This window comes from Kitasatospora sp. NPDC057904, assembly GCF_042887925.1.
Classification (GTDB): Bacteria; Actinomycetota; Actinomycetes; order Streptomycetales; family Streptomycetaceae; genus Kitasatospora.
In genome coordinates this window covers 128,508-144,017 of the sequence record NZ_JBHVOL010000021.1, presented here as the reverse complement: position 1 = coordinate 144,017, position 15,510 = coordinate 128,508, and the positions used below count along the sequence as shown (strand labels likewise).

At 71.0% G+C, this 15,510-nt stretch carries 21 protein-coding genes and 1 pseudogene; 5 read left to right on the top strand and 17 right to left on the bottom strand.

What is annotated here, in order from left to right:
• Positions 1-93: 93 nt before the first annotated feature.
• The 6 genes and pseudogenes from ACFVSN_RS36250 to ACFVSN_RS36225 form a co-directional block, all read right to left on the bottom strand.
• A pseudogene (locus ACFVSN_RS36250) lies at positions 94-426 on the bottom strand (transposase family protein); the annotation flags it as partial.
• A gap of 498 nt (positions 427-924) precedes the next feature.
• A complete protein-coding gene (locus ACFVSN_RS36245) occupies positions 925-1,473 on the bottom strand; it encodes a Fur family transcriptional regulator (RefSeq protein WP_387597470.1) in 549 nt (182 codons plus the stop codon).
• Between the two features lie 5 nt (positions 1,474-1,478).
• Positions 1,479-2,312, bottom strand: a complete 834-nt coding sequence (locus ACFVSN_RS36240) for a metal ABC transporter permease (RefSeq protein WP_387597467.1) — start codon at positions 2,310-2,312, stop codon at positions 1,479-1,481.
• Complete coding sequence (locus ACFVSN_RS36235; RefSeq protein WP_387597465.1) at positions 2,309-3,232, bottom strand: metal ABC transporter permease; 924 nt, start codon at positions 3,230-3,232, stop codon at positions 2,309-2,311. Before ACFVSN_RS36235 ends, ACFVSN_RS36240 begins: the two co-directional genes overlap by 4 nt.
• The gene (locus ACFVSN_RS36230; protein ID WP_387597462.1) at positions 3,219-4,145 is read right to left on the bottom strand and encodes a metal ABC transporter ATP-binding protein; all 927 of its coding nucleotides are present in this window, start codon (positions 4,143-4,145) and stop codon (positions 3,219-3,221) included. The genes ACFVSN_RS36235 and ACFVSN_RS36230 overlap by 14 nt, the downstream gene beginning before the upstream one ends.
• Entirely contained in the window at positions 4,142-5,104 is a 963-nt protein-coding gene (locus ACFVSN_RS36225) for a metal ABC transporter solute-binding protein, Zn/Mn family (RefSeq protein ID WP_387597459.1), read from the bottom strand. Before ACFVSN_RS36225 ends, ACFVSN_RS36230 begins: the two co-directional genes overlap by 4 nt.
• 223 nt (positions 5,105-5,327) lie before the next feature.
• On the opposite strand from ACFVSN_RS36225, the gene ACFVSN_RS36220 reads away from it, so the two are divergent.
• On the top strand, positions 5,328-5,663 hold the full coding sequence (locus ACFVSN_RS36220) for an ArsR/SmtB family transcription factor (RefSeq protein WP_387597456.1): 336 nt from the start codon (positions 5,328-5,330) through the stop codon (positions 5,661-5,663).
• Entirely contained in the window at positions 5,654-6,340 is a 687-nt protein-coding gene (locus ACFVSN_RS36215; protein WP_387597454.1) for a cation transporter, read from the top strand. Before ACFVSN_RS36220 ends, ACFVSN_RS36215 begins: the two co-directional genes overlap by 10 nt.
• A gap of 196 nt (positions 6,341-6,536) precedes the next feature.
• Here the strand turns inward: ACFVSN_RS36215 and ACFVSN_RS36210 are convergent, their stop codons facing one another.
• From ACFVSN_RS36210 to rpmB, 11 genes are all read right to left on the bottom strand, one after another.
• Complete coding sequence (locus ACFVSN_RS36210; RefSeq protein WP_387597451.1) at positions 6,537-6,872, bottom strand: ArsR/SmtB family transcription factor; 336 nt, start codon at positions 6,870-6,872, stop codon at positions 6,537-6,539.
• Between the two features lie 71 nt (positions 6,873-6,943).
• Positions 6,944-7,339 carry a (2Fe-2S) ferredoxin domain-containing protein gene (locus ACFVSN_RS36205; protein ID WP_387597476.1) on the bottom strand — a complete coding sequence of 132 codons (396 nt, stop codon included), beginning with the start codon at positions 7,337-7,339 and terminating at the stop codon, positions 6,944-6,946.
• Positions 7,340-7,341: 2 nt separating this feature from the next.
• A complete protein-coding gene (locus tag ACFVSN_RS36200; protein WP_387597448.1) occupies positions 7,342-8,388 on the bottom strand; it encodes a WD40 repeat domain-containing protein in 1,047 nt (348 codons plus the stop codon).
• Positions 8,385-9,431, bottom strand: a complete 1,047-nt coding sequence (locus ACFVSN_RS36195) for a CobW family GTP-binding protein (protein ID WP_387597445.1) — start codon at positions 9,429-9,431, stop codon at positions 8,385-8,387. The genes ACFVSN_RS36200 and ACFVSN_RS36195 overlap by 4 nt, the downstream gene beginning before the upstream one ends.
• Positions 9,428-9,709 carry a hypothetical protein gene (locus tag ACFVSN_RS36190; RefSeq protein ID WP_387597442.1) on the bottom strand — a complete coding sequence of 94 codons (282 nt, stop codon included), beginning with the start codon at positions 9,707-9,709 and terminating at the stop codon, positions 9,428-9,430. The genes ACFVSN_RS36195 and ACFVSN_RS36190 overlap by 4 nt, the downstream gene beginning before the upstream one ends.
• A 6-nt stretch (positions 9,710-9,715) precedes the next feature.
• A complete protein-coding gene (gene rpmF / locus ACFVSN_RS36185; protein ID WP_387597439.1) occupies positions 9,716-9,886 on the bottom strand; it encodes a 50S ribosomal protein L32 in 171 nt (56 codons plus the stop codon).
• A 15-nt stretch (positions 9,887-9,901) separates the two neighbouring features.
• Entirely contained in the window at positions 9,902-11,140 is a 1,239-nt protein-coding gene (locus tag ACFVSN_RS36180; protein ID WP_387597436.1) for a GTP-binding protein, read from the bottom strand.
• On the bottom strand, positions 11,137-11,388 hold the full coding sequence (gene rpsR, locus ACFVSN_RS36175) for a 30S ribosomal protein S18 (RefSeq protein WP_387597433.1): 252 nt from the start codon (positions 11,386-11,388) through the stop codon (positions 11,137-11,139). The genes ACFVSN_RS36180 and rpsR overlap by 4 nt, the downstream gene beginning before the upstream one ends.
• A 35-nt stretch (positions 11,389-11,423) precedes the next feature.
• Positions 11,424-12,611 carry a CobW family GTP-binding protein gene (locus ACFVSN_RS36170; protein WP_387597430.1) on the bottom strand — a complete coding sequence of 396 codons (1,188 nt, stop codon included), beginning with the start codon at positions 12,609-12,611 and terminating at the stop codon, positions 11,424-11,426.
• A gap of 123 nt (positions 12,612-12,734) precedes the next feature.
• The gene (gene rpsN, locus ACFVSN_RS36165) at positions 12,735-13,040 is read right to left on the bottom strand and encodes a 30S ribosomal protein S14 (protein WP_387597427.1); all 306 of its coding nucleotides are present in this window, start codon (positions 13,038-13,040) and stop codon (positions 12,735-12,737) included.
• Entirely contained in the window at positions 13,040-13,276 is a 237-nt protein-coding gene (gene rpmB, locus ACFVSN_RS36160; RefSeq protein WP_387597424.1) for a 50S ribosomal protein L28, read from the bottom strand. Before rpmB ends, rpsN begins: the two co-directional genes overlap by 1 nt.
• 164 nt (positions 13,277-13,440) lie before the next feature.
• Between rpmB and rpmG the strand changes: the two genes are divergently transcribed.
• Genes rpmG through ACFVSN_RS36145 form a run of 3 tightly spaced genes read left to right on the top strand, consistent with a single transcriptional unit; the run spans position 13,441 to position 15,169 of the window.
• Complete coding sequence (gene rpmG, locus ACFVSN_RS36155) at positions 13,441-13,605, top strand: 50S ribosomal protein L33 (RefSeq protein WP_030461239.1); 165 nt, start codon at positions 13,441-13,443, stop codon at positions 13,603-13,605.
• A 32-nt stretch (positions 13,606-13,637) separates the two neighbouring features.
• Positions 13,638-13,907 carry a type B 50S ribosomal protein L31 gene (locus tag ACFVSN_RS36150; protein ID WP_387597420.1) on the top strand — a complete coding sequence of 90 codons (270 nt, stop codon included), beginning with the start codon at positions 13,638-13,640 and terminating at the stop codon, positions 13,905-13,907.
• A gap of 38 nt (positions 13,908-13,945) precedes the next feature.
• On the top strand, positions 13,946-15,169 hold the full coding sequence (locus ACFVSN_RS36145; RefSeq protein WP_387597417.1) for a GTP-binding protein: 1,224 nt from the start codon (positions 13,946-13,948) through the stop codon (positions 15,167-15,169).
• The last annotated feature ends 341 nt before the right edge of the window (positions 15,170-15,510 follow it).

The following is a 15,510-nucleotide window of genomic DNA, read 5'->3' as shown; positions in this document are numbered from 1 at the left end:
CGACATATCCAGCTCCGGTCCACCCTCATCGAGGGATGTCTGACGGGCACCGGCCTGTCACTCACCTCACCGACCCCACCTTGAAAACCTCAGTAACTCCTTCACGATCTGACCGAGTTGATCGGCGAGACGGCGTGTGCGCCGCTGGTAGCGCTCGATCAGGCCGGGGACCTGCTCACGGAACGTCTGCCGCGGGCACCCCAGCACCGGACACGCCATGCGTCGGACCCGCACCGACGCCACGACCCGGCGCCCGTCCACCGGCACGTCCGCGACCAGCCGCTCGTGGAACCCGTGCACCTGCCCAGTCGAGTGCCCGCACACCGGGCACAGCACCGGATCGTCCCGGGTCCGCGCCGACACGCGGATGACCTCGCCCTCGTCCGTCACACCCTCGACGACGAGCGCCGACAGCCCCGAAAACACCACACTCACAAGCTCGTTGACCTCATGCACACCATGCCAACGACAACCGTCACCCTTCGTTACCACCGAATACGGGCCAGAGCCGTTCTTTGTACAGACCCTCCGCTGAATCCACCTGGCCACCGAGGAGAAGCCGTGTCCGAGCAGTTCATGAACGTCATGCAGACTGCCGCGTATCCGAACGTGTCCGTTGCGTGGGTGTATCGCGAGGCTCACCGTGTGGGGCTGGTCCCTTATCGGTTCAGTGCCGGTCCGAATGCGAAGTTGCAGATCTTCGATGAGATCTGCACCAGCTCTGCACCGCGCTCGCGGGCGCGCAGACCCCGTTCGGGGTCGTCCCCGACCTCGCGACCTACTCCAAGGCTCCTCGTCCAGATCGCCCGCGACCCCAGCATCCCCGTGCTCGACATCGCATCCCGCTGCCTGCTCAAGGTAGACCACAACACCGGCGCGGCTGAGGTGAGAACGGCCCAAGCGGCTCCGCTCGGTCCAGGGAGTTCAGTTGTCGGCCCGCTCCGCAGTGCAGCCGGTGCAGGTCCCAACGAGCTCCACGGTGTGCTGGACGTCGGCGAAGCCGGAGGTTCGGGCGATGTGGTCGGCCCAGGTCTCGACCGGGCCGGCGTCCACCGGGATGCTGATCCCGCACTGGCGGCAGAGCAGGTAGTGGCGGTGATCGTCGTCGTGACGGTAGCGGAAGAGGCGCTCGCCATTGGCGTCGCGGACCACGTCGGCGCGGCCGACCGCGGCGAGTGCCGTGAGGGTGCGGTAGACGGTGCTCAGACCCACGCGCGAACCGGCCGCGAGCAGCCCGACGTGGAGCAGCTGGGCGCTGATGAACTCCTGGCAATCGGCCAGGGCTTGCAGGACTTCGGTGCGCTGCGCAGTCGGCCTCCCGATCAGTCCGACCTCACCCGTTGGCGCCGGCGGCCGAGCGGCGTCGGCGGTGCGGCCGCCGGGACTGGCGGCGGCGTTGACCGCCCTGCGGTCGAACACCGCCGCCAGGGCGGAGAGCCGTGCGTCGTTCCTGTTGTTCCCCCGTTGCGGCATGGTGGTCAGGCCGCTGCTGGGCGGGCCGTGCGACGGGGTCGGATCAGGAAGGTCGCGGCGTAGACCGCGCCGGCTGTGGCCATGATGGCGAAGCTCGGCGGGAGTTTGGGGGCTTCGGCGCTGAGCAGCAAGCCGCCCCACATCTCGGCGACCGCGAGCCCGGCTGACAGTGCGAGGGCGTGGAAGGGGCGGTCGGTGAGGCGGATCGCCGCGCCGGCCGGGGCGGCGAGGAGGCCGAGCAGCAGCAGGGAGCCGACCGCCTGGGTGGCTTCGGCGGCGGTGGCGCCGACCAGGGCGACGAAGCCGAAGCCGAGCAGCCGTACGGGCACGCCGCGGGCGGCTGCGACGGCCTCGTCCAGGGTGGCGAAGAGCAGCGGGCGGGCGATCAGCAGCAGCACGACGCTGATCGCGGCGGCGATCAGGACGGCGAGCTGGGTCTGGCTTGTACTCAGGCCGAAGATCGAGCCGAACAGGACGGTCGTTCCGGCGCCGCCCTGCGCTCCGCTGCGGGAGGTGGTGTAGATGGTGAGGAAGAAGGCGCCGAGGCCCAGGATCCAGGCGAAGACGCTGCCGATCGCCACGTCGTCCGGACGGCCCCGGCGGCCGATGCCGGCCATGAGCAGGCCGACGCCGACGGTGGCGGTGAAGAGCCCGAGCCGCAGGTCGTAGCCGCCGGCCATGGCGGCCATCGCGCCGGTGAACGCGACGTGGCTCAGTGCGTCGCCGGTGAAGATCTGGGCGCGCAGGACGAGGAAGTAGCCGACCAGACCGGCCGCGAGCGCGATCGCGGTACCGGCGAGCAGCGCGTGCTGGAAGAAGGGCTGGGTGAGCACGTTCATGCCGTACCTCCGATCGAGAGCGGTGTCCGGCCGCGGGGCCGGGACCGGCCGAGCGCCTCGTGCAGGGCGCGGCCGAGGTGGGCCAGGACGTAGCCGGTGAAGGCGATGGTGGTCACGAAGAAGCCGAGCGGGTAGGGCTGGTAGTAGGCGGCGATCAACCCGAGCCAGCAGGAGGCGAATCCGATCAGCACGGCGAGCGCCAGGCTGCGGCCTGGTCGGGAGGTGAGCTGCTGGGCGGTGGCGGCGGGTATCACCATCAGCGCGAAGACCAGAAGCGTGCCGGTGATCTGGCTGGCTTCGGCGGTCGCCGCCCCGAGGAGGACCAGGAACAGGGTGGACAGCAGGCGTACGGGTACCCCGCGTCCGGCGGCGACTTCGGGGTCGACGGTGGCGAAGAGCAGCGGGCGCCCGATCACCGCCAGGACGGCGAGGACGATCGCGCCGACGATCGCCAGCAGCGTCACCTGGCCGGTGGTGATGCCGAGGAAGCTGCCGAAGAGCAGTGCGGTGGGCCCTTCCAGGAGTCCCTTGTACAGGCTGATGAACAGGTAGCCGCAGGCGAGTGCGAAGGCCTGCACGGTCCCGGTGACGGCGGACTCCTCCGCGCCCGTGTCGCGGCCCGTGCGCCCGAGTGCGGCGATCACCAGGGCGGCGGCGACGCAGAAGCCGAAATAGCCCAGGCTGGTGCTCACGCCGAGCAGGATCGCCAGTGAGGCGCCGGGGAAGGCGGCGACGGACAGGGTGTGTCCGGCGAAGGTCTGCCGCCGCAGCACCATGAACCAGCCCACCACCGCGCAGACCACGGAGACGATCGCGCCGGCACGGAAGGCGTTGACCATGAACGGGTACGCCCACATCTCCTGGAAGTCGGCGAGGAGGTTCCAGGAGAAGGCGGGCGATGAGGAGTCAGCCAGAAACATGGCCGCCTCCCGTGCCGGGCCCGGAGTGCCGGTCGCTGTGCAGCGCCGGCGCCTCGGGCTGGCCGACGACCACCAACCGCCCGTCCGAGGTGCGCAACACCTCGATGGGCGTGCGGTAGAGGCGGGTCAACGTCTCGGAGGTGATCACCTCGGCGGGCGTGCCGGCGACGGCGCCACCCTCCGCGATGTACACGACCCGGTCCAGGTGGTGGAGGATCGGGTTGACGTCGTGGGCGACCATCACCACGGACACGCCCTCCTGGTGGCAGATCCGGCCGAGGAGCGCGGCGATGGCACTCTGGTTGGGCAGGTCGAGGCTGTCCAGCGGCTCGTCCAGGAGCAGCAGTCGCGGGCGCCGTATCAGCGCCTGGGCGATCAGCAGCCGCTGCTGCTCGCCACCCGAGCACTGCCCGATCGGCCGGTGCGCGTACGCGCTCGCGCCGACCAGCTCGACGACCTCTGCGACGCGGTCGCGGGCAGCCCTGCGCTTGGCCCGGCCCAGGCCCGGGACGGGGATCCCCCACTGATCCCCGTCCAGACCCATCCGCACCACGTCCACCCCGCGGATGCGCACGCTCGCGTCGAAGCTCCGCCGCTGCGGCAGGTACCCCACGGCCGAGCTGCGCGCGCCGGGCGTGCCGCCGAGCACCCGTACCTCGCCGGCCGCCGCCGGAAGGATCCCCAGCAGGACCTTGACCAGGGTGGACTTGCCCACCCCGTTGGGGCCGAGGACGGCGGTGAACTCCCCGGCCCCCACGGTCAGATCGACACCCGACCACAGGGTCCGCCCGCCCACCCGCACCGCCGCACCGCTCAGCGACAGTACCGGCTCACCGGTCGGCTGCCGGGGCTCGGAGAGCGGGTCGGTGCGCTCCATGTCCGTACGGACCTTCTCGATCGGGTGGATGCTCACTTGCCCGTCGCCTGCTTCAGCGCGTCAGCGATGCCCTGCAGCTGCTGGGTCTGCCAGTCCTGGAAGGTGGCGTTCGCGGGGGCGAGGGTCTCCGTGACCTGGGCCACCGGGATGCCCTGCTTCTTGGCCGCGTCGACCTGGGCCACCACGTCGGGGTTGGAGTTCTGGCTGTTGTACACATAGATCTTGATCTGCTTGCCGGAGATCTGCTGGTCGATGGTCGCCTTGTCGGCGGCGGTCGGGTCGGTGCCCTCACTCTCCGCGTCGAGGAAGGTCTCCGGGGTGAGCATCTTCAGGCCCACGCTATCGGCGAGCGGGGTGACGATCGACTCGGAGGCGCCGATCGGGGTGTCCGCGTACTTCGCCTTGATGTCGGTCTCCAGCTGGTTGTACTTGGCCAGAGTCTGGCTTTCGAAGGTCTGCTTCTGGCTGTCGAAGTAGGCCGCGTCGGCCGGATCCATCTTCTTGTAGTCGGCGGTGATCTGGTCGATCACCTTGTAGACGCTGTCGTGCGAGTACCACTGGTGCGGGTTGTCGCCCTCCTTCTTCCCCACCAGGTCACCGACCTTCAGCGCCGTCCGGTTCGGTCCCGGGTTCGCGGCGAGGAGCTTGTCCGACCACGCGTCGTAGCCGATCCCGTTGGTGATCACGTAGTCCGCGCCCGCGATGGTCCGCCCGTCGGCGGCGGTCGGCTCGTAGGAGTGCGGGTCGGTGTCCGGGTTGGTGATGATGCTGGTCACCTCGACGTGGTCACCGCCGAGCTGGGTGGCGATGCTGCCCCAGAAGTTCTCCGCCGCCACCACCTGGATGGTCTTGGAGCCGGCCGTGCTGGACAGACTCGTCTTCGCCGGCGAGGAGGTCGAGCAGGCGCTGGTGGTCGCGAGGGCGGCGACGGCGGCGGCGCTCAGGAGGAGGCGGGCGGGGTGTCTGCGGACGGAGCGGCGCAGGACGACGCGCATGGCGTGGGTACTCCTTGAGGCTGTTACTCATCACGAGCGTGCGGACCCCCTGGGGAAGGGCCCGTCTCCCGTCTCGGCTGGACGCCTCCCACGCTAGTCGGAAACGATTTTCAGAACCAGGCCGTTTTACTTTGAGATGAAAATCATTGCCGAACTTTGACTGGCCCTCACGCATAGTTCATAGATCTATGAATTCAGAGATACATGAACTACCGTGGGGCGCATGCTGACTCTCGCCGCCGACGTCGACGTGCTGGTGCGGTTCGGCCGCGCGCTCGCCGACCCGATCCGCTGCCGCCTCCTGCTCACCCTGCGCGATGCCCCGGCACACCCCGCCGACCTGGCCGAGGCGCTGGGGATCTCCCGGACACGACTCTCGAACCACCTGGCCTGCCTACGCGACTGCGGCCTGGTGGTAGCCGTCCCGCTAGGACGCCGCATCCGGTACGAGCTCGCCGACCCCCGGCTCGGCCACGCCCTGGACGACCTTCGCACCGCCGTCGTCACCGTCGACCAAGCCCGCAGCTGCCCGGACGCCGACGACCAGGAATGCTGCTGATGCCACCCGCAGCTCGGAGCAACGCCCTGGCCCGCCGGATACGACTGCTGGCCGCCGCCACCATCGCCTACAACGTCGTCGGGGCCGTCGCCGCCATCACCGCAGGCAGCCTGGCCTCCTCTGCCGCACTGGTCGGCTTCGGCCTGGACTCCCTGGTCGAGGTGTCCTCCGCTGCCGCCCTGGCCTGGCAGTTCTCCGCCCGTGAGCACGCCGTGCGCGAAGCACGGGAGCACATCACGTTGCGGATGATCTCGCTGTCGTTCTTCGCGCTGGCCGCCTATGTGAGCATTGACGCCGTCCTCACGCTCTACGGCGGCAGTCACCCGCAGCACTCGCTGCCGGGGGTCGTGCTGGCCGCCGTGTCCTTGGCCGTCATGCCGGTCCTCTCCGCCGCCCAGCGCCGCGCCGGACGTGAACTCGGCTCGGCCTCGGCGGTCGCCGACTCCAAACAGACGCTGCTCTGCACCTACCTCTCGGCGGTCCTGCTTGCCGGCCTGCTCGCCAACGCCACCCTCGGCTGGTCCTGGGCCGACCCGGTCGCCGCCCTGGCGATCGCCGCGATCGCGGTCAAGGAGGGTCGGCAGGCTTGGCGCGGCGAAGCCTGCTGCCCTCCCCCTGCCGCCGAGGCCGACCCGGGCGACTGCACCTGCGACTGCACCAGTGCTTGTGCCTGCTGATGTGCGATCGACTCGCCCCGACCGCCACCCGAGCGAAACTGCCCGCGCTCGACACAACCAGCTGGCGATCATCCCCAGCCGGCCCACGCCTACCGCGACGCGCTTCCCAACTCTCCAGCCGTGAACCCGCGGCGCGATGTGGTCGTCGGCGATCCATGGTGATCGGCACCACCGGCACTCAGCACGTGCCATCGCGTCAAGCAAGTCGCAGGTGTTCGATGTGGGCGAAGGCTTGGTCGAGGAGGGCCGCCACATGGTGGTCGTAGAGGTCGTAGACAACGGTGCGACCCTGGCGCTGGCGGGTGACCAGGCCGAGGGTCCACAGCAGGCGCAGTTGGTGGGAGCAGGCGGACTGCTCCATGCCGACGGCGGCGGCCAGTTCGGTTGACGGGCAAGCACCTTGTCGCAGGCGGGCGAGGATCAGCAGCCGTGAGGGGGCGGCGAGGGCTTGCAGGGTGGCCGCGAGTTGCTCGGCGGTTCGCAGGTCCAGGAGGGCCGGGGTGGTGACCGCGGTGTCGGGTGCGTGCCCCATGGCCGGTCCTTCCGTGCGCAGTGGTGGGTTGCCCGCCTGGTCGGACGCGGGTGGTGGGCAACCGGGAGCCGTCACCGGCGGGTGCGTGCCTGGTCGCCGCTGTGGGGCGGCGCGATGCGCTGAAGGTCCAGGGTGGCGGGGAGTTCGGCGATGCCGGGGCCGCCGGCGAGTGCGTACCAGGTGATCAGGTCGAGGCTGTCGTCGTCGAGTGCCCAGCCGAACCAGACCGGTCGGCCGCCTTGGGCACGGCCTCGGGCGGAGGGCTGGACGACGATGACGTTCGACTGTGCGCAGGCGTCCAGGCAGTCCGTGGTGCGCACGAGCAACCCGCCGTGCGTGGCTGCGGCGGCGACCGCGTGCAGGCGGGCGAGTTGACCGGAGTGGTCGGTGTCGGGGTGCTTGGCGGCACTGCCGCAGCAGCAGCCCCGGCAGACGACCAGTGTGCAGGGCCGTCCGCCGGGTCGCATCGTCACCGGGCCAGGACGTCCTGCAGCGGCCACGCCTCGACCCGCCCCTCGTAGTCGGCGATCACCAGGGTGCGCGGGTCGGCCCAGGCCAGCGCGGTGACCGGCTCGGGCAGTTCCCGCAGCCATGCGGGCTTGACTCGGGCGCCGGGGCGGCCGGAGTCGGCGCGCCAGAAGGCGACGATGCCCTCGGCGCCCGCGCTGGCGAGGACGGCCGAGCCGCCGGGGCGCCAGGCCAGGGCGGTGATGGTCTCGTGGGCGCGCAGCGAGCGCGGGCTGGTGCCGGCGGGTCCCTTGCCGGAGAAGTCCCAGACGGTGATGTCGGGGGCGCCGTCGGAGGCCAGCCAGCGGCCGGTGTCGTCGAAGGCGAGGCGGGCGATCTTCTCGGGGTAGCCCTGCATGGTGAGGTCGTCGCCGATGGGGGCACCCCCGGCCGAAGGCTGGGGGAGGGTGCGCCAGATGTGGATGCTGGAGTCCTGGTTGCCGGTGCAGATCCATCGGCCGTTGGGGTTGAGCGCGATGGCGAGGTGCGAGCCGAGGTACCTGTACTCGGTGACCGGCTTGTCGGTGTGCCGTTCGTGGCAGCGCACGCCGCCGTAGGCGGAGCTGGCGAGGCGTCGGCCCTCGCGTAGCCAGGCGAGGTCGGTGACGGTGCTGGGGGCCGGGTCGGTGGTCCACTGCTGGGTGCCGTCCGGGTCCAGGACCAGGGCGCGGCGCCCGGAGGCGACGGCGACCCGGTCGGGAGCGGGCCACCGTACGGCGCTGGACCAGGATCCGGTCTGCTCGGCCAGGACGCGCCCGTCGGCGCGGCGCCAGAGCGCGTGGCCAGTGGGGCCGGACAGTGCGAGGTGGGCGGCGTCCGGGGAGAAGGCCGCGGCGAGCAGTCCGCCGGGCAGCGTGACGGTGCCCACCGGGGTGCCGGTTGCGGCCTCCAGGATCCACGCGGTGCCGCCCGCGCCCGCGATCGCGACCAGGCCGGCGGCGGTGGCGACGGCGATCGGCGCGTCGTCGACGGCGGTGGTCCAGGCGGGGGCGGTGGTGGCGCTCGTCATGCGCGGTCTCCTGCACGGGAGTTGGCCGCGAGGCAGTTGGCGAAGTCCTCGTTGAGCTGCTCGCGGTCGAGGTTGCGGCCGATGAAGACCAGGCGGTTGCGGCGAGTCTCGCCGTCCCGCCACGGGCGCCCGTTCTCGCCCTCCAGCAGCATGTGGACGCCCTGGAAGACGTACTGCCGCTCCGAGCCGGCGATGGCGAGGATGCCCTTGGAGCGGAAGATGTCGGCGCCCTTGGTGCGCAGCAGGTGGCCGAGCCAGCGGTTGAGGCGGTCCTGGTCTAGGTCGCCGGAAAGGTCGATGCCGACGGAGGTGACGGTGGTGTCGTGCTGGTGCTCGGTCTCGGTGAGGAAGGCCGGCTCGCCTTCCAGTACCCGGTCGAGGTCGAAGGCGTGGACGTCCAGGACCTTGTCCAGCTCGACCTTGGCGTGCTGGGCGCGGATGATCTCGACCGGGGTGTTGATCGCGCGGATCCGTGCGGTGACCTCGGTGAGGTGTTCTTCGCTGACCAGGTCGGTCTTGTTGAGGACGATCTTGTCCGCGAAGGCGACCTGCTCGACCGCCTCGTTCTCGACGCCCTCGGGCTTGACCTCGTCGAGGTGGTCGAGGACGTGCGCGGCGTCGACCAGGGTGACGATCGCGTCCAGGCGCAGCTGGGAGGAGATCTCGTCGTCCATGAAGAAGGTCTGGGCGACGGGGGCCGGGTCGGCCAGGCCGGTGGTCTCGATGATGATGCGGTCGAACGTGTCGCGGCGGCGCATCAGCGCACCGAGGATACGGATCAGGTCTCCTCGGACGGTGCAGCAGATGCAGCCGTTGTTCATCTCGAAGATCTCTTCTTCGGCGTCGAGCACGAGGGCGTCGTCGACACCGACCTCGCCGAACTCGTTCTCGATGACGGCGATGCGCAGGCCGTGCTGCTCGGTGAGGATGCGGTTGAGCAGGGTGGTCTTGCCGGAGCCCAGGAAGCCGGTCAGGACGGTGACGGGGACACGGGTGTCGACCTGGTCCGTGGGCTCGTCGATCGTCGTGGCTGGGTTGCTCACGGTCGTTCTCCTTCGGAGGTCGTCGGGGGCTCGGCGAGGGCGGCTGCGAGCAGGTCGGGCGTGATCTCGTCGACGGGGTGGTGGAGTGTCCAGCGCCGGGTGCCGCCGGCGGGTGGGAGCACGGCGGCGACGGTCTCCACGGGCGGGCAGCCGGGTTCGGTGCAGTCGAGCTGCCGGATCAGGACGATGTCCTCGTCCGTCAGGGCGAGGAGTTGGCGGGCGTGGTTCTTGAGCACGGTCAGCTGGGCAGCCTGGCGCGGGGATGCCGGCCTGGGCATGGCGTCTCAGGCCCCGGGAGTCAGCAGGCCACGCTCGTAGGCGCGGACCAGGTTGCGTGGCACGAGGTGCTCGCGGCCGTCGATGGTGATCGGCACCAGCTGCGGCGTGGTCGCCTTCCAGTTGGCGCGGCGGTGCCGGGTGTTGCTGCGGGACGTCTTGCGCTTGGGGACGGCCATGCCGGGTTCCTCCTGCTATGCGTGGGTGTGGTCGTGGTCTTGCTGGAGCTCGTACTCGTCCCACGCCGGGAACGGGTCCTCGAACGCCGTCCAGGCGCGTGGCCCGGCCGTGTGTTCGGCGTCGTCCAGCAGGCAGTGGGCGAGTGCGGCGCGCAGCTCGTCCTTGCGTAGGCCGGTGCCGATGAAGACCAGCTCCTGGCCGCTGTGCACCTGCTCGTCGCCGAGGCCGGTCAGCGCCGTGGCATCGGTCAGCGTGACCAGGTCCGTCGCCGGGCTCGTGGTCGGGCGCATGCCGGAGGGTTCGAAGCGGGCAACCGAGCCCGCCTGCGACCACAGGCCGGTGACGGCCGGCCGGGAGGCGAGCCAGAAGTAGCCCTTCGAGCGCAGGACGGTGCCGAACTCCCCCGCATCGAGCCGGCGGCTCACCAACTCCCAGAGCCGGCCGGGGTGGAAGGGCCGTTCGGCGCGGAAGACCAGGCTGGTGATGCCGTACTCCTCGGTCTCCGGCACGTGGTCGCCGTTGAGCTCGGCGACCCAGCCGGGGGCCTCCTGGGCCTTGGTCAGATCGAATAGGCCGGTGCCTAGGAGTTCGGCGGGCGGGACCTTGCCGCCGGTCGCGCGGACGATCCTGGCCGCGGGGTTGAGGCGGCTGAGTGCGGCGGCGAGCCGGTCGGCCTCCTCGGCCGTGACCAGGTCGGTCTTGTTCAGGACCAGGACGTCGGCGAACTCGACCTGGTCCATCAACAGGTCACTGACGGTGCGTTCGTCGTCCTCGTACTGGTCGAGGCCGCGGGCCGTCAGCTCGTCGCCGCCGCGCAGTTCGGGCAGGAAGTTCGCGGCATCGACCACGGTGACCATGGTGTCCAGGCGGGCCACGTCGCCCAGGGTCGCGCCGTCGTCGCGGGCGAAGGCGAAGGTGGCCGCGACGGGCATCGGCTCGGAGATGCCGCTGGACTCGATCAGCAGGTAGTCGAAGCGCCCGGCCCGGGCCAGGCGGTCGACCTCCTCCAGCAGGTCGTCGCGCAGGGTGCAGCAGATGCAGCCGTTGGTCATCTCGACCAGGCGTTCCTCGGTCCGGGAGAGGGCGCCGCCGCCCTCGCGGACCAGGGCGGCGTCGATGTTGATCTCGCTCATGTCGTTGACGATGACCGCGACCCGCAGGCCTTCCCGGTTGTTCAGCAGGTGGTTGAGCAGCGTGGTCTTGCCCGCACCGAGGAATCCGGACAGCACGGTGACCGGGAGGCGGCCGCTCACCGGCCCGCCTTCGCGGCGGTCGGGCCACCGGAGACGTGCGGCAGCAGCGCCGTCTCGCGGGCGTTCTTGACGGCCCGCGCCATCGCCTTCTGCTGCTGGACGGTGAGGCCGGTGACCCGACGGCTGCGGATCTTGCCGCGGTCGGAGATGAACTTCCGCAGGAGGTCGGTGTCCTTGTAGTCGATGTAGGTGATGCGGGCTTCGTGCAGCGGCTTGCGGTCCCTGCGCGCGGGAGCGATCTTGATCACGTCTTTCCTTGCTTCCGGCTGAAGTTGACGGCAGGTCAGGAGACCGGCTCGAGCAGTTCATTAAAGGCGTCTGGCAGGGCTTTCCAGCCCGGTTCGCCGGCCGCGAGTTCGGCGTCGGTGAGCAGGCAGGAGTCGAGAAGCTCGGTGATCCCGTCCACGTCCAAGCCTTCGGCGGTGAAGCACAGTTGCTGCACCCGGTCGCCGTGGACGGCGTCCCAGTCGAGCGCCGCGGCGGCCCGTCGGGCGGGCGGGTAGAGCTCCCAGGCCGCGTCCGGCAGCGTGGCCAGCCACGGACCGCACTCCTCCACCGCCAGGTTGGCCCCCGCCGCGTCCCAGGCGAGCATCAGGTCGGGGCGGTTGGCGAGCCAGAACCGCCCCCGGCTGCGCTGCGCGGCCGGGACCAGCTGGTCGAGTGCGTCATACAGGCGCTCGGGATGCAGCGGCCGACGCCGCTCCCAGACCAGCGTGGCCACCCCCGCTTCGTCGGCTTCCTGCGGCAGCAGGGCCAGTGCCGGGTTCACCCGGTCGCGGGCGGCCGCCACGTCGAATCCCCCGAGCGCCGCACGAACCAGAGCTCCGGTTCCCAGACGCACCGCACGGGCGGTCGGGTGGAGCTGCCGCAGCATCGCGATGCCCGCATGCAACTCCGCCGTCCCGGCGGCCTGCTCGGCGCGGGAGACGGCCAGCGCGTCGGCGTACTCGATCTGGTGGGCGAGCGCCTCCGCCACCGTGCGGTCATCGTCGCCACAGGTGTGCAGATGATGCTCGAAGAGCTGGTCCGAGACCGACAGTTCCGGGACGACCCGGAGCGGGTCGACGGCCGTGACCACGCCGACCACGTCCACCACCTCGTGCATGCACCGGTCGTCGGCCTCACCGCCCGCTATCACCTCGACCAGCGGGTGCGGGTCGCTGCCGCCCCACAGCTCCACCACCGCGAGGCGATGCCTCCCGGCATCGGCGATCTTCAGCAGTTCGGGCAGCAGGTCCTCCCGCAGCGCGCAGCACGGGCAGTCGTTGGTGAGCGGCACGTGGGCCTCGCCCAGCGGACCGGATGCGTCCCAGGCCCTTCGGCTCACCCTGCCCTTGCCGGCTGCGGTCAGGTCGTGGTGCAGGACCACCGCCCCCTCGCAGCCGGCGAGCAGCTCCAGGACGGCCTGACGCCGCTCGGCCTCGTGCAGGCCGGCGACCACCACCACGGGCAGCAGGCTCTGTTGGGACACGGGTCTTCCTTTCTCAGTCACTGCACCGGCGTTGGCCGGCGGAGCAGGTTGGGGGTCGCGCCCCGGACGGCGCGACCCGGGAGAGTCCGCGCGGCACGGGGCGCGACCAGTTCACGCGGTGCGCTACCAGCTGGCCTTGCGCACACCGGGCAGGAATCCGGCGTGGGCCTGCTGACGTACACCGATGCGGGAGAGCCCGAAGGCCCGCAGGTAGCCGCGCGGGCGGCCGTCGACCGCGTCGCGGTTGCGGACCCGGGTGGCGCTGGCGTCGCGCGGCTGGCGCTGCAACTCGGCCTGCGCGGCCAGGCGGTCCTCGGGTGCGGTCGCCGGGGAGGCGATCAGGCGCTTGAGCTCGGCCCTGCGCTCGGCGTACCGGGCGACAACGGCTCGGCGCTGCTCGTTCTTGGCGATCTTGCTGCGCTTGGCCATCAGACCTTCTCTCCCCGGGCACGCACGACGGCGACGGCCCTCTCGATGCCGAGCTTGTCGACGGTCTTGATGCCCTTGGCGCTCAGCGTCAGGCGGACGAACCGGCCCTCGCTCGGCAGCCAGTAGCGCTTGGTCTGGGCGTTGGGGTCGAAGCGGCGCCGGGTGCGGCGGTGCGAGTGGGAGATGGCGTTGCCGAAACCGGGCTTGCGGCCGGTGAGTTGGCAGTGGGCGGACATGGCGACTCCGTGCCGGTGAGGACAGCGGCGGCAGACGGGGCCGGCAGCCCATGGGAATGCCGCCGCTGCCGCGAACGTTGAGCCGACACTACACTAGATGAAAACGAAAACCATTACGCTATGGTGAAGTCCACGCCAGTCCGACACACCAGGAAGGACCCCCAATGGCCCGCAACGAACTGCGCCCGATCATCAAACTCCGCTCCACCGCAGGAACCGGCTACACCTACGTCACCCGCAAGAACCGCCGCAACGACCCCGACCGCCTGGTGCTGCGCAAGTACGACCCGGTAGTCCGGCAGCACGTCGACTTCCGCGAAGAGCGCTGACCACCCACCCCGCCTGCCACCAGGAGAACCCCATGCAGTCCGGCATCCACCCCGAGTACCGCCCCGTCGTCTTCCGCGACAAGGCCGGCGACCTCGCCTTCCTCACCCGCTCGACCGCCTCCAGCGACAAGACGATCGAGTGGACGGACGGCAACACCTACCCCGTCATCGACGTCGAGATCTCCTCCGCCAGCCACCCGTTCTACACCGGCAACGCCCGCGTCCTGGACACCGCCGGCCGCGTCGAGCGCTTCCAGCGCCGCTACGGCCTCACCGGCTCGAAGCCCGGCACGGCGAGCTGACACACACCGACTCGTCCGGTGCACCGAGGAGGAATCAGTTGACCCCGCAGGGCGAGCCCCGCCCGCTGCCGATCACAGTGCTCGGCGGCCTCGCCACCGGCGTCCGGGACTGCGTCGCCGACCTGGCGCGCATCGAGGTCCCGGGCCTCGCGGTGCTCACCGTGCAGGTCGCCGCCGACGCCCGTACGGCCTCCTGGCAGGTGCACGAGCGTCGCGGACCGGTCGGCGGCGGCACGCTGACCCCGGCGCGCCCCTGCTCCTCCGACGCGCTGCCGCCGGCCCTGCTCGCCGTCCTGCTGCAGCTGACGCGCACCGCCCGCTACCGGCACCTGCTGCTCGCCCTGCCACCGGGCATGGCGCCGGACCTGGTCGCCCTGGATGTGGCGGAGGGCCACGTCCGCGGGCAGGCACTCGCCGACCACCTGCGCATCGACACGGTCGCCGCCTGCGTCGACCTGTCGCGACTCGAGGACGATCTGGGCTCCGGCGACCGGCTCCTGGACCGGGGACTGGCCATCGGCCCCGCAGACCGGCGCACCGTCGCCGAGACCGCCGCCCGCCACCTCGCGAGCGCCAGGACCGTGGTGACCTCGAACGCACACGACCCGGATCCCGCCGCCTCCGCACGCGCCGTCGCCCTGGTGCGCCACCTCTCCGCGTACCGCTCCATGGCCCACATCTGCCACGACCCGCTGACCGGCGCCCTCTGGACGCCCGACCTCCCGGCACTGATCGGCCGGAACCACTTCGACCCCGACGACGTCCGGGACCGGCACGGCCCACTGCCCGTCCCCCGACAGCCGCGCGCGCCGGAGTTCGGCGTCCGCACCACGTACTGGTCCTCCCGCCGGCCGATGCACCCACAACGCCTGCACGACGCACTGGCGCAAATCTGCCCGGATGTCATACGCGGACACGGGCACCTGTGGCTCGCCAACCGGCCCCGGTCCATCCACCGCTGGGAGTCCGCCGGCGAGCACCTGGCCATCCACACCGCGGGCACCTGGCTACCCGAGCACGACGGCAAGGCATGGCAGACGGCCTCGGCCGAGCGGCGCACGTTCGCCGCACTGCTCTGGCACCCCTACTACGGCGAGCGCCGCTGCGAACTGACCTTCACCGGCATCGACCTCGACGTCCCCTCCCTCCACGAGCGACTGAACAGCTGCCTGCTCACCGACTCCGAACTCGCCCTCGGAACGGACCACTGGCGCCTGCCCGACGACCCCTTCGCTGCAGCCCTCGGCATCGAGGCGGCATGACCGGTCCTCAAGGCGGGGGCCGACCTCGCGAATCCGTGACGTCCGTGGAACTCGTCCCGACCTCGCCACCCCCTTTGCCTCCCTCCCAGCCGACGCCGAGCCGGCCGACAACCTGGCCACCCGCTGTGTGCCCTCCATGGCCCGACCGCCGTCGGCGCCGCCGAGGGCGTTCCGCTCGGCCTGGACTTTCCGTTATCGCGGTTCCCGTCACCGGTCTCCTGTTGTAGCGAGGCCGAATCTCCTCGACCCCGGACGGCGCCGGCTTCGCCGCGCCGGCTCGGGAACCTGCCGATGACCGCTTCTCCGCCTCGTTCATTCTCCCGAGGTTGGCTGCTCGCGTC